The sequence below is a fragment of the Carnobacterium sp. FSL W8-0810 genome (genome assembly GCF_038007125.1).
Taxonomy (GTDB): Bacteria; Bacillota; Bacilli; order Lactobacillales; family Carnobacteriaceae; genus Carnobacterium_B; species Carnobacterium_B inhibens.
The window spans coordinates 35,391-48,316 of record NZ_JBBOWO010000003.1; the positions used below are offsets into that span (position 1 = coordinate 35,391).

16 protein-coding genes are annotated in these 12,926 nt (G+C 33.4%); 9 read left to right on the plus strand and 7 right to left on the minus strand.

All coding sequences use genetic code 11. The features are described from left to right. Window positions 1-17: 17 nt before the first annotated feature. Window positions 18-317, minus strand: a complete 300-nt coding sequence (locus tag NST49_RS11890; RefSeq protein ID WP_341048902.1) for a PTS sugar transporter subunit IIB — start codon at window positions 315-317, stop codon at window positions 18-20. Continuing rightward, window positions 310-792, minus strand: coding sequence for a PTS sugar transporter subunit IIA (locus tag NST49_RS11895; protein ID WP_341048904.1), 483 nt, complete (start codon window positions 790-792; stop codon window positions 310-312). The genes NST49_RS11890 and NST49_RS11895 overlap by 8 nt, the downstream gene beginning before the upstream one ends. Window positions 793-971: 179 nt before the next feature. Between NST49_RS11895 and NST49_RS11900 the strand changes: the two genes are divergently transcribed. Continuing rightward, window positions 972-1,736 carry a DeoR/GlpR family DNA-binding transcription regulator gene (locus tag NST49_RS11900; protein WP_341048906.1) on the plus strand — a complete coding sequence of 255 codons (765 nt, stop codon included), beginning with the start codon at window positions 972-974 and terminating at the stop codon, window positions 1,734-1,736. Then, window positions 1,733-2,701 (plus strand): 1-phosphofructokinase family hexose kinase, encoded by a 969-nt coding sequence (locus NST49_RS11905; protein WP_341048907.1) that lies wholly within the window; start codon window positions 1,733-1,735, stop codon window positions 2,699-2,701. Before NST49_RS11900 ends, NST49_RS11905 begins: the two co-directional genes overlap by 4 nt. 456 nt (window positions 2,702-3,157) lie before the next feature. On the opposite strand, the gene NST49_RS11910 is transcribed toward NST49_RS11905, so the two are convergent. From NST49_RS11910 to NST49_RS11920, 3 genes are all read right to left on the minus strand, one after another. Then, window positions 3,158-3,883, minus strand: coding sequence for a Fic family protein (locus tag NST49_RS11910; RefSeq protein ID WP_341048910.1), 726 nt, complete (start codon window positions 3,881-3,883; stop codon window positions 3,158-3,160). Between the two features lie 109 nt (window positions 3,884-3,992). Next, window positions 3,993-4,361 carry a hypothetical protein gene (locus tag NST49_RS11915; RefSeq protein WP_341048913.1) on the minus strand — a complete coding sequence of 123 codons (369 nt, stop codon included), beginning with the start codon at window positions 4,359-4,361 and terminating at the stop codon, window positions 3,993-3,995. A 65-nt stretch (window positions 4,362-4,426) separates the two neighbouring features. After that, window positions 4,427-5,251 carry a ParA family protein gene (locus NST49_RS11920; RefSeq protein ID WP_341048915.1) on the minus strand — a complete coding sequence of 275 codons (825 nt, stop codon included), beginning with the start codon at window positions 5,249-5,251 and terminating at the stop codon, window positions 4,427-4,429. Between the two features lie 1,161 nt (window positions 5,252-6,412). On the opposite strand from NST49_RS11920, the gene NST49_RS11925 reads away from it, so the two are divergent. Beyond that, window positions 6,413-7,078 (plus strand): type 1 glutamine amidotransferase, encoded by a 666-nt coding sequence (locus NST49_RS11925; RefSeq protein ID WP_341048917.1) that lies wholly within the window; start codon window positions 6,413-6,415, stop codon window positions 7,076-7,078. Between the two features lie 59 nt (window positions 7,079-7,137). Next, on the plus strand, window positions 7,138-7,887 hold the full coding sequence (locus tag NST49_RS11930) for a DUF6557 family protein (RefSeq protein ID WP_341048919.1): 750 nt from the start codon (window positions 7,138-7,140) through the stop codon (window positions 7,885-7,887). 230 nt (window positions 7,888-8,117) lie between these two features. Here NST49_RS11930 and NST49_RS11935 read toward each other — a convergent pair whose 3' ends face one another. Both NST49_RS11935 and NST49_RS11940 read right to left on the minus strand, forming a co-directional pair. After that, window positions 8,118-8,396, minus strand: a complete 279-nt coding sequence (locus NST49_RS11935) for a helix-turn-helix domain-containing protein (RefSeq protein WP_023176477.1) — start codon at window positions 8,394-8,396, stop codon at window positions 8,118-8,120. Next, on the minus strand, window positions 8,386-8,757 hold the full coding sequence (locus NST49_RS11940; RefSeq protein WP_023176478.1) for a type II toxin-antitoxin system RelE/ParE family toxin: 372 nt from the start codon (window positions 8,755-8,757) through the stop codon (window positions 8,386-8,388). The genes NST49_RS11935 and NST49_RS11940 overlap by 11 nt, the downstream gene beginning before the upstream one ends. A gap of 671 nt (window positions 8,758-9,428) precedes the next feature. On the opposite strand from NST49_RS11940, the gene NST49_RS11945 reads away from it, so the two are divergent. The 5 genes from NST49_RS11945 to NST49_RS11965 all read left to right on the plus strand — a co-directional run bounded on the left by NST49_RS11945 (window position 9,429) and on the right by NST49_RS11965 (window position 12,680). Beyond that, window positions 9,429-10,001 (plus strand): Dps family protein, encoded by a 573-nt coding sequence (locus NST49_RS11945; protein ID WP_023176479.1) that lies wholly within the window; start codon window positions 9,429-9,431, stop codon window positions 9,999-10,001. Between the two features lie 184 nt (window positions 10,002-10,185). Then, window positions 10,186-10,893 (plus strand): Crp/Fnr family transcriptional regulator, encoded by a 708-nt coding sequence (locus NST49_RS11950; protein ID WP_341048924.1) that lies wholly within the window; start codon window positions 10,186-10,188, stop codon window positions 10,891-10,893. Between the two features lie 229 nt (window positions 10,894-11,122). Next, on the plus strand, window positions 11,123-11,461 hold the full coding sequence (locus NST49_RS11955) for a hypothetical protein (protein WP_003102891.1): 339 nt from the start codon (window positions 11,123-11,125) through the stop codon (window positions 11,459-11,461). Beyond that, a complete protein-coding gene (gene lgt / locus NST49_RS11960) occupies window positions 11,446-12,300 on the plus strand; it encodes a prolipoprotein diacylglyceryl transferase (RefSeq protein WP_003109035.1) in 855 nt (284 codons plus the stop codon). Before NST49_RS11955 ends, lgt begins: the two co-directional genes overlap by 16 nt. Before the next feature lie 146 nt (window positions 12,301-12,446). After that, the gene (locus NST49_RS11965) at window positions 12,447-12,680 is read left to right on the plus strand and encodes a heavy-metal-associated domain-containing protein (protein WP_003125439.1); all 234 of its coding nucleotides are present in this window, start codon (window positions 12,447-12,449) and stop codon (window positions 12,678-12,680) included. The last annotated feature ends 246 nt before the right edge of the window (window positions 12,681-12,926 follow it).

Genomic DNA, 12,926 nt, shown 5'->3' on the forward strand with positions numbered 1-12,926 from the left:
ACCTTTTCTTTTATATTTTATTTTGTTGCAGCTATAATGTCTTCATATACTTTATCCATACCCATACCTGTTAAAAATGGAATACCAGGAAAAACCTTTACGTTAAGCTTATCTGCTGTTTTTAAAACATTTGCATCTGGTTGTGCAATGTAAACATAAATATCTGTGTTTGGTAGTTCATTTAAGATTGATTTATAATCAACTGCCTCAACATTGCACTGAATACGATCATTTTCAAATTTTGATTTTATTTTTTCTGCTATTGTTGTACTGGTTGCAACACCACTTCCACAAGCTACTACTAATTTTTTAACCATAATTAACCGCTCCTTTTTTTATATAATCTGATATAAGTTCAAAAACTTCAAATTCATTCTTATAAGAAATGTAATCAGTTACAAATCTTTTATCCATAAACATTTCCATTAGTTGTGATAAAAGATTAACTTGTTTTGTAGAGTCTTTGATTCCTAGAAAGAATAAATCATGCACTTTCATTTCTTGACTATCTCCCATTTGTTTGACTAAAACAGGATTAGTTAGTCTTACGATATAAATGAAAGGTGTCTCTATAAATTCAGAATCTGAATGAGGTAAAGCTATGTTTAAGTATTGAGTAATTAATCCAGTAGGGTATTTTTCTTCTCTTTCTTTGATACCAGTAAGATAACCCTCATTTACATAACCTTTTTGCAGCAATCGGTCTCCAATAATGTTGAATAATTCATCTTCTGTCGTAGCTGTTACAGAAAGATCTATTAAATCTTCATATAACATATCAGTTATACACATAAAATTCCTCCTTAAAGTTTAATTTTGTTGCTTAATGTTTAACTTTGTTTTAATAATTATATGATACCTTGTTGTTTTTCTTTTGTCAACGCTTTCAACGTTGATTAATAATTTTTTTTGTGTATAATGAAACCAAAGATGAACAAAGTAAAACAAAAAACTTGATTGGAATGGTACGTATGTTGAAAAGCGAGAGACATGATAAAATTTTAGGATATTTAGAACACAATAATTTTGTAACTGTAACTGAGCTAGCGCAATCATTAGGCGTTTCTGATATGACCGTTCGTAGAGATATTACTGAATTATCGGAAAAAAATGAACTTGTGAAATTATATGGAGGGGCTCAAAAAGTAAATTTAAAAGAAAAAGAGCTTACTACAACTGAAAAGATTGAACTTTCTGTAGAAAATAAAGAATATATTGGAAGAGTAATGAATTCTGTAATTAATGATGGGGATGTTGTTTATATAGGTGCTGGGACAACAATTCTTTACGCATTACCATATATTGATAAGAAAGAACTGTTTTTTATAACCAATAGTATGATTGCCTTTGATTATTTAATTCACAATAGTGACTACAAAGTTCAGCTTACCGGAGGAGAATATCTAAAAGTAACTGAAGAATTTGTTGGGGAGCATGCAGAAAAGATCTTTGATAATCTAAACATAGATATAGCATTCGCTGCAACAAATGGAATTTATAACGATAATGTTACCACTGCAAATGAATTAGAAGGAAGCATTCAAAAAGCAGCTTTTAGAAATGCTAAGCAGACTGTAGTTGTAGCGGATAGTTCTAAATTTAATGTTTCAGATGTATACACCTTTTATAAGTTGGGTGATTTAGATTTTGTGATTACTGATAACGAAATGGACCAAAATACGTTAGACTACTTTAGTTATTTTGGAAAAATAGTGAATAAGGAGATGAAAAAGTGATAATAACTTTAACTATGAATCCGTCAATTGACTATTTATATAATATGGACTCATTAAAATTAGGTTCTCAAAATAGATCTGAGAATCCTGTTAGAATGATAGGTGGGAAAGGGTTAAATGCAGCAAGAACGTCTGCAATATTAGGCTCGAAAGTAAATACCTATGGAGCTTTAGCGGGTATAAATGGAGAAATATTAAAAAAGCTTACACAAAACGAAAAATTTTCAATGGATTTTATTGAGTTAAACGTAGGAGAGACGCGTAACGCCCTGACAATTATGCACGATGGGGGAACTCAAACTGAGATAGTTGAAGAAGGACCACATATAAACCAAAAAGTTGAAAAAAAAATATTGAATGATATTTTAAGAGCATGCAGGGAAAATATTAATGTAACTTCTATTTGTTTATCAGGATCTGTAAATTCTAAAAATCAGCATTTATATAAAGAGTATATAGAAAAAATCTCCAACGAATTTCCCGATATAAAAATTTTGGTAGATATATCTAGAGAACAGTTGAAATCCGTTTTATTAGGAAATAAAAAGCCCTATTTTATTAAGCCGAATATTCATGAATTCTCTGAGATTATTAATATAGAATGTATAGATAAAAAAGACGTGATTTATCAGTTAAAAAAACAAACTATATTTGATGGAATAGATTTAATTTTAATTTCTTGTGGAGAAAAAGGAGCGATTGTGAAATATAACGGGGATATCTATGATTTAGTAGTACCCTCTATTAGTTTAGTTAATCCTACTGGTTCAGGAGATGCTACAGTAGGTGGAGCTGCTTTTGCTATAGATAATCAAATGAAAATAGAAGACGTATTAAGATATTCTATGGCCTGTGGTGTAGCAAATGCTATGGAGAAAGCTGTAGGATTTGTTACAGTATCAAACGTTGATGAAATTAGAGAACAGGTAGAGATAAAAAAAATACGTAGGCTTAGTCCGATTTAATTTAGCTTTAAAAGAAGACGGATAATTAGTCATTTAGTATATAACTTCCTTTTTTTGAATATTGGATGAGATTTTAATAGATTTTTTTGTGAATTTCTATTTTATAATTAGTTATAGGTATCCACGTTTTTATTAACGTGTTTTTAACTAATGATACAAGGTAGATCTCTATTTATTTTTTTAAAAAAATAAATTTCAAGTTAAAAAGATAGCTATAGGATAGAAATACACCTATAACTATCTTTTTTCTGATTAATTAATAGCTTAGTATAAAATTGAAATACTTTTATTGAATCTTTCAATGTTTATTCTGAAAAGCTAATTCCATAATTATAGGAATACTTTATAAAACCCTGTGTATCTGTGTGTGTATGTAAAAAAGCATAAAATACTCTTAAAACACTCCTAAGAGACACACAAAATCAAAGAAATTGAAGAATAATCGCAAAAAGACCATTATTCTTCAATTTCTTTAATCTTTTCTCGATCCATATTCTGAAAGGCTGCCATTCTTTTGCTTTCTTTTTCTAAGGTATCGGAAGCAAAAGATAAGAAGGAATCTACATCTTGAGTTGCTAAAATTTCAACATATTGTGCTTTTGTATCCTTTTCAATAATTAATGGAGGAAATCCCTCCTGTAATAAAGAATAGTTCATCATCATCCGACCAGTTCGGCCATTCCCATCTGAGAATGGATGGATCCGTTCAAACTGAATATGAGTATCCAAAATAGCCATTAATTTAGCTTCCCTATCTTTAGATATACTTAAACGATAATTTAAATTCTCAATTAATTGAGAAACTAACAAAGGTGTTTCTGATGGTGAAGATGTTTGAAATTCAGCACCTAAAATCATATTTTCATTCTTTTTAAATTGACCTTTATCGTATTGTAATCGATCTGTTAAATCAGCGTGTATCTCTTTAATAATTGTGGTAGAAAGGGTCTCTTCATTTATTAAATGATTTATCATATGATCAAAAGCTTGCTTGTGGTTTTCAATCTCATAAAATTCTCTAACTGTAGCGCCGGAACTAATGGGTAAAGTACCATTTACAATGATAGAAACGGTAGCAGGTAAAGAAATCGTATTTCCTTCAATTCCTGCCGAATGATGAGCTAATCGTACTAAGATATCTTCAAAGTAGTCGCTAGTTATGGATTTGAAAAATTTATTCATTTGAAGACCTCCTAACCTCTAAAAATATAAAACTATTTGTTAGAATATGTTAACCTTATCTAATTCATGAATAATTTCACTGCGTCTACATGTAGACACGTCTACAAATCTACTTTATAGATTTTCGTTGGTAAACCTCTTGTAAAGTCTTAATTTCTCTTCTTTCATCTTGAGTTAAAGAAGCTTCGTAATTGTCTAATAAAATTTCTAATAATTCATTTACACTGTTTAAACTAAATGAAGTAATAATTGCATTTAATCGATGTGAGGTATCTGCTGCACATCTAATAGTTGTCGTCTTTCCTTTTGCGCTTTTTTGAATAGATTCTTTTTTTTGGTCAAATTGATCTTGCTGAGATTCATCGACTGTAAATAAGCTAGCTCGATTAAAAGCCTCTTTTGGTTTTACTTCTTCTTTTCGTTCAAGAAGATTACGTTTACCTTTATTCTTATTTTTATTTAATAGACTGTCAGCCATAATAGTCCTCTTCCTTTCTTGTGAGTATGAGCATTACTTTTAAACACTTAATATGGTTTATTTCTTTAAGAATCGAACTCTTTTAAGCGACTGAGCATTTCTTCGGTAACTTTTTTATAAAGTGCCATTACTCTTTTATCATGTATATCATATTTATTGTCTAAATCTGAATCAACTATGCCTACAATGTCATAACGTTTCAATCGTTCCATATTTTTTACTAAATTTTTAAAGAGATTTTCTTCTCCAAATTTTTCTTTTGCAGTATCAAGCGTAGCTTCGTCTACCTTAGAATTATTTTTCAATAATACCGGTAGAACACCTAGAATATCAAAATTTGCATCGTAGTTGTCAACTAACTCTTGTAGATATCCTACATAAGCTTCTGCCCCTACTAGAGAACGTTCTTGGGTTTGTAATACAATAATTGTATAATCAGATGCTAATAATGCTGAATCTGTATAGGTGCTTAATGTAGGTGGAACGTCTATCAAAATAAAATCATAATCATCTTTAATTTTTTCAATTAATCCTTTTAGAAAAGTAACTCGTTTTAACTGACTATTGGGAAATTTCTTTTCTAAAAATAAAGGAAAAGACGTAAAATCAGCGAAGCTAGGAAGCAAATATAAATTGTCTTTTATTTCGATGATGATATCAGACAAATCCTCATCAGCTATAGCAGACATTAAGGTCTTATCAAAAGTAACAATATTATTTGTAATTCTTTGTTTAGTATGTAAATACAAAGATGTTGCATTGGCTTGAGGATCTAAATCAGCTAACAATGTCTTGTACCCCAATTTAGATAACATGTAAGCCATCATTGCACTATTTGTGGTCTTTCCTGTTCCACCTTTAAAATTACCATATGTTATTACTTTAGCCATATTACCCCTCTTTTCTAATTCGTCTACAAATCTACATGTTGTATTATATAGTTAATATACCATGCTGTATATAGATGTCAAACGTTATCAAAAAAACACGTCTACACGTCTACATGTAGACGCATCTACAAATCTACACGTCTACATGTAGACGCATCTACAAATCTACAAATCTACATGTAGACGTATCTACAACTATAAATCCTTTTAGTATAACGGTTTCAAGACTATTGTAGACGTATCTACAAATCTACACGTCTACATGTAGACGCATCTACAAATCTACACGTCTACATGTAGACACATCTACATAAAAACCCTGTATTGCTTATAAAATAAGGTTTTACAAAAAAAAAATAGTGTAGTAAATTTAGATTAATTCAAAAAGTAATAATATAATTAAATAAAAAAAAGCCCCGTAGACGGCAATCTACGAGACAACTAAATTCAATGTTTTGTATTACTATTATACCAACTATTTAAACTGTTGGCAATTAGTAGTGGCTTTTTTACCAACACAGGAGCCAAGCTGTGTGCGTGACAGCATTTAAGTAGACAGGTTAAGCATACGCCGCTGCAATAAGGAATGCTAGGAACAATCAAATAGGGTCGCTATATCCTCTATTGTTCTGAATGGTGACCACGACCGATTTGAACTGGTGGGGGCGGTAATCCAGGTCTGATTTAGACTGGTAGCTTAAAACAAGACTCTTAGGGTGGATTTTAAGAGTGTTTTAAGCGTGTTGAGACAACAACACCGACGATATAGCATGTGAAGCAGGCTCCGACTCGATCCGAGGCTAGAACATACATAAAAGACACATTCGTACTCTAGTTCAGCTTAAATATATTTTTAGGCTTTGCTAGGGTACAACTATGCTCATCTCACCAATTTCTCTCACCTCGGCTAGCAAATGAGAAACCTTAGGTCAACCCCTTTTATTTAAGTTATGTAGTAAATAAAAGGATATATATCTTATGATGGTAACGAATCAATGAGTAAAAGAATAAGGTATGGAAATTGAGTTTGCTTATAGCTTAGATAATTTTTAAGAATAGTTAAAATAGATCACTGAGAAACATAAAATACAAATAAATATAATTACTTAATAAAAAATCTTTACGGAAAAATGAACTACTATATTTAGTAAGGAGGGTAGTATGAATATACATATTATTCAACATGTTTCATTTGAAAAACCTGGTCGAATTATGGACTGGATACAAGAGAATAATCATACAGTCGAACTAATAAAAGTATTTAATGGAGAGCCTTTTCCCAAAGAGGAAGAAGTGTCTTTCTTAATTGTTTTAGGTGGACCAATGAGTTCGAATGACACAGAACAATGGATACAAGATGAACGTCATCTGATAAAAGAAGTCGTCGATAGTGGGAAACCGATGTTAGGAATTTGTTTAGGTGCACAACAATTAGCTAAAGCCTATGGAAGTGATATTATTTCTACTCCTAAAGAAGTTGGTTGGCACTCGGTGACCTCTTTAACGCAAAACTTTCATCCTAGTAAAGAGTATACTGTGCTTCATTGGCATGGTGAAGGATTTACAAAACCTTGCCATGCTACGCCTTTATATTCTACTGAAAAGTGGGAAAACCAAGGGTTTCGCCTGTTCAATGCGATAGGATTACAATTTCATTTTGAAGCGACCAAAGAAACTGTGAAAGAGATTGTAGAAGCTGATTCACTGTTTCTGTCACAGTCAGTTTTCTCTGTGACACGAGGAGGAACAATAGATTTTCCTGTTCCTGATGAGAATAAAGATATTCTATTTTCGATCCTAAATACATTGGAACGTGAAGTGAAATAAGTACATTGTATTTATTTGATGGATTGGGCTTGAAATAAAAGAATGGAGGAAGACAAAGGATGATCTTAAAAGAGGTTGTAACAAACTATTTATTTAACGATGAAATAATACAGACTATCGCTAACTACTGGAAGAAACACTATTACCAAGAGGAAGAGGTTACTGTTGGTAATATCAAAGAAAAGTTAGTTCAGTTGAGAGAAGAATTGGATAGAGCAGACACAACGGATGCTGTTTCTAGGGGTGGATATACTTTTACCGCTAAATGGATTGAAGATGCTTTTACAGATGAAATAGTGATCGATATTTTTTGTACCTTTAATGAAGACGGAAAGCACTACTCAGTTGATTATCTTTCTTTTGAAGAGATGCTCCATTATAACGTTATATTTCCATTGGATATACCTAAAATCGATTTTTTAAGCGAATTACTATGGGAGATTACTTTCGAGGGGTTTACTGAGGAAAGTAAGACTAAAAGTCGCAGGGAGTTAGAAAATAGAATTCAAGAATCTGATGAAGTTCAAAAATCAATGGCTGATGTTAAAGCGTTCATTGTCTTTTTTAAAGAAAAATGTTCAACTGATAAACGCATTTCAATAATTGACCACTTCAAACCACTGACGGATTCTGTTGTTGAAGACTGGTCAGACATTTTTGATGAGACCGAGGATGAATCAAGTGAAGTATCTTTTTGGTCAAATGTAGCTGTGCAAAAGCAAGATGAACAGCTATTAGAAGAATTTCTTCAAGTTTTCAAAGATGAATATGACTCTTTTGTTGATCAGAAGTCACAAAAGAAATTATAAAATACAAATACATATAGATTAGTTTAAAAATTTCAGCGGATTTATTTGGCTTAGATACATTAAATTAGATAGTTTCATGTATCAAACAGAATAAGGGCCACCAAACTCATATAAAATATAGGTAAGTTTGGTGGTCCTTATTCTTGTGTTTATCTACCAATAGGTTTAATTAATTACATAATAGCAAATAAGATATTTTTGTACATGTTATTTTAGGAATCGCTACAAAGTTAAACGACTACTTCTAATTTGAGTTTTCCGCCTACAGATTCTACGATATTACTTAATGTTTGTACACTAATGTTTTGTGTTCCTTTTTCAACTCGAGAAATATAAGATTGTTTTTTTCCAGTTAAAGTAGCTAATTCAGATTGAGTTAATTGTTTTTCTTCTCTAATTCTTAAAAGAATAGTTGCAGCTTGATAGCTCGCTTCAGTTTCTTTCCATGCTTCAGCAAATTCCGGATTCTCCATTTGGGTATCAAAGTATCCTTTTAGTTTATTTTCCATCTTTTTCACCCTTTCTTTCTAGGTAGTCTTTACGATACTCTTTAGATTTGGTAATTTCTCTTGCGGGAGTTTTTTGTGTTTTCTTCGTGAAACCATGCGTGATAATATATTTATTATTAGTAAAATGAAAATATAAACACCTAAAAATATTGCTTGAGAATTTTACTCGGATTTCGTAAATGCCATCATCTAAGTGATCAATATACCCTGGTGGAGAATGGACTCCAAAATCTTCTACAATAGTTATTGCTCTTAGTACTTTAGCTCTAGATTTTACATCTAGGCTATCTAAATAATCCAAGAAAGGTGTTTCTCCGTTTTCTTTTTCATAGATATCGAAATTATATTTTTTCATATACATATTATAACCTATAAGTGATAATATGTAAACTTTCTTAGAGTATTTGTATTGGATAACAGATACTATTAAGTTTATAGGAATACATGAAATTGCTTAGAATCATGTATTGCAAAATAAGAGATTAATTTGACAAACCGTCATAAAAATAAAAACCAGTCAAAACTAATAATAATATAGGTATTCCATAAGCTAAAACTCCTATTAATCGATCTACTAAAAATAAATAAAAAAATTCTTTTCAATTTTTATTTATGGTATGACATAAATAAAGTAAAGTTATTCGTCTAGGTTAATCTTATTTAATACTCTTTCTCACTAGTGTTGCATGCAACACTAGTGAGAAAGAGTATTAAATATACTGCAAGACAAGACCTTTGGTAAATGAAGAATAACAAGCAAAAAAATAGCAGTCAGGTCTCTTGACAAAGTATAGTTGCTATTCTTTCTTTAGACCCTACTTTAATGAAATTTTTGTTTGGAGGGAACGACTTCATTCCTTTGATTATTTCAGTTGAATTTAATAGAGAAGCCTGGCGTCTATTAAGAAATACTTTTCTTGATGAGCGTCAATTTTTTTAACGGAAATCTATCCTATACTAAATTCAGTAAAGAAAAAGGAGGAATCAAAGAAAGCTATTTTAAACAAACCAAAATTATAGGAGGAATAAATCATGACTGAAAATAAAGCTACTCAAGAAAGAACACCCCAAGAAAGATTGCAAGAAGAACAAGAACACAAGGAACATGTCCATCATACAAAAATTAATGCAGCGGCCATTTCGGATCATCTTTTAGGGAACATGCATACTTTACATGTGAAATTGCACCAATATCACTGGTATGTAAATGGCGCTAATTTCTTCACTCTGCATGAAAAATTTGAAGAATTGTATAATCAAAACGAAGAATGGTTCGACAAACTAGCAGAACGCTTGATTATTTCCGGTCATAAACCGGCTTCAACCACCGCTGAATTTGAAAAATATTCCATGCTTTCAGAAGATGCCATCAATAAATACGCTAAAGCAGAAGACATGGTTGAAAATATTATCGAAGATTTCAGAAGTACCCGTGAATTAACGATTCGTGCTATTCGTTTAGTACAAGATGAGGGTGACGATGCTTTAGAAGATACACTGATTGCTTTTAAAAATGACTTAGATAAAAACATTTGGATGCTGCAAGCGTTCATTGGCAAAGAGGCATTGGAAGACGACGATGCGTTTGATGAGGATGAAGATTAGGTTTTTCGTAAACATACATTTAAAAATTAAAGATTTTGGGGTTGGGACTCTTTCCAGCTCCTATTTTTTTGCCGTTAAAAAGACTTTTCTTGATGAGAGTCAATTTTTTTGAGGTAGGGGGCCTTTATACTAAATATAGGAAAGTTAAAAAAAGGACAATAAACTGATAAAGGGGAAGAACGAATTGACTCAATACACCCAACCACATGCAACAGGAGACCACTCAGCTTGTATCCGCTTAGTCCCGATATTCAATCATTTGGAGGAAAGCTCGATGGATTGCATCGCTAGAAAAGCTCACACGAATCACTATCAAAAAGGGGAGTTTCTGTTTCGCTCGCAAGAAAAAGATGATGCCTTGTATATTGTGAATCGCGGAAAAGTCCGCATCTATCGCTTGTCTGATTCTGGCAAAGAGCAACTAGTTCGTATTTTGAATCCGGGTGACTTTACGGGAGAATGGACGCTGTTCAATCCTGATGCTGTGCACGAGGAATACGCAGAAGCTACTCGAGATACGTCTGTCTGCATGATTCAACAACAGGATGTACAAGAGTTTCTAAAAGAGTATCCTGCAATTTCGTTAAAGCTGCTAGGAGAGATGTCGCAGCGGTTAGAAAGCTCCGAACGTCAAACCGCACAAGTAGCTGTGGAGAGTGTCATTACCCGTTTAGTTTTGTTTTTGGCAGAAAATGTGGAACCTGAAATGGGCAACTCTCCCACCATCACCCTGCCGATGGCAAAAAAGGACATTGCTTCCTATTTAGGAACGACACCTGAGACCATCAGTCGCAAATTTGGAGAATTGGAGGACGAGGGATTGATTCAACAGCTGTCTGGGAAAAGGATCAAGATTCAGGATTTAGATGATTTATTGCTTTACAGCGAATAATCGGACACACTTTTTTCTACACGTTGGTGTTCTGTCGCTCTTCATTAACAACGGGACAGAACTCAGTGCTTTTGCTTCCATCTGTCCGTTTTTGGCTTTTTTAAGACAGAACGACCTTCATTCATTGGAAAAATAAAAGCACAAACATGATAACCCTCAAGTTTTTTTTGTTTTATTTTTCTTTAAGATAGGGTTGTCGAACAAAACGTAAAAATAAGTAGGGGTGAATGTGCATTATTTTTGGGTGATAGTTGCCATCACGTTGTCAGCAGCGGGTGCATTCTTTGTCGTCCCTTTCACCAAGAACACGATTGGCGGCGAAGCAAAAACGTCTAACGTTGTTGAGGCAGATAGGTTAGCTATGGAAAAAGAAGAGGAAGTTGTAAAAGGAGCCGGCGTAATCGGACACGGAAAAGTGGCGTATTACGAAGCGAGTGACCAGGGAGATAAAAGTGTATTCACTGTTTGGTTTCCATGGAGCTTAGCCGGAATCTTGTTCAGCATCACCATGACTAGAATGACGCGAAAAATTGAAGAAATGGAGCAAATAGAATGGAATTCGTATTAGGCGTTTTGAATCCCCATGCGGTGGAGATTGGTTCTGTTGTGATTCATTGGTATGGAGTCATTATTGCAGCGGGCATATTAGCGGCTCTCCAGTTGAGCACCAAGGAAGCAAAGAAAAAAGGACTGGAAGAGGATACCATTATCGATATGGCCTTATGGGCAATTCCGATTGGACTCCTCGGCGCTCGGCTTTATTATGTGTTATTTGAACTTGGTTATTATCTGCAAAATCCAGGACAAATCCTTGCGATTTGGAATGGCGGCATTGCGATTTATGGGGGATTGATTGCAGGAGGGGGTACGCTATATTGGTATGCAAAGAAAAAAGGTACTTCTTTGGCACTCGTTCTTGATATTTTAGCGCCCAATGTATTGTTAGCCCAGTCCATTGGTCGTTGGGGCAATTTTATGAATCAGGAAGCTCATGGTGGACCGGTTACTCGTCAATTCTTGGAAAATCTTTATTTACCTGAATTTATCATTGAACAAATGAATATCAATGGTACCTACTACCATCCGACTTTTTTATACGAGTCATTGTGGAGTTTGTTGGGCTTTGTCCTCATCGTCACTATACGGAACCGAAAACAGCTTTTGCGTCAAGGAGAAGTCGCTTTGAGTTACGTTTTGTGGTACTCAGTGGGTCGGTTCTTCATTGAAGGTATGCGAACGGACAGTTTATGGATTGGCGAGTGGATCCGCGTTTCGCAAGCCTTGTCTCTGGCCCTGTTTATTGGCGCGATTGTAGTATGGTTTATACGCAGACAAGACTATCCACCAATTTCTTATTATTCTGATGGCAATAAGGGGCAGAAAAAGACTATTAAGATGGTGAATTGAGCAAAAAGATAAAAAGAAGTGCAAAACTTGATATGCGTCAATTTTCGTTTGCTAAAAGTGAGCTATACTACAGTTGTAAAGAGGAAAAGGCAGTGTTCATTAATCTGCTGCCGATAAAATAAAAACACATAAAGGAGATAGGAATTATGGAAAAAGCTATATTGCAATTAGAAACGTTGTCTTGTCCAAGTTGTATGCAAAAAATTGAAGGTGCCTTGAAATCAGTTAACGGTATTGATAAAGACAGCATTAAAGTATTATTCAACTCCAGCAAAGTCAAAACCAATTTTGATTCAGCGGTCACTTCGATTGAAGAGATTCAAAAAGCTATCGAAAACGTAGGCTATCCGGTCCTTAAAGCAAAAGTCAAGGCCGCTTAACAGATTAAATGAACTAGGCAATTCTGGAAGAAAAGCTATTTTTCCGGGATTGCTTTTTTGTTGCAATCCGATTCGAGGTGCTTAGAAACGATAAAAGAGAACTTTCTAAACTTGATAGCCGTCAATTTTTATTCGATAAAAAGTGGGTATCGTTATAACTGTAAAGAGGAATAAGTGTCATTGAGGCTGTTAGATCAAAAAAATAGTGAAAAGGGACACGTATTTTTCAAAACTTGATATCAGTCA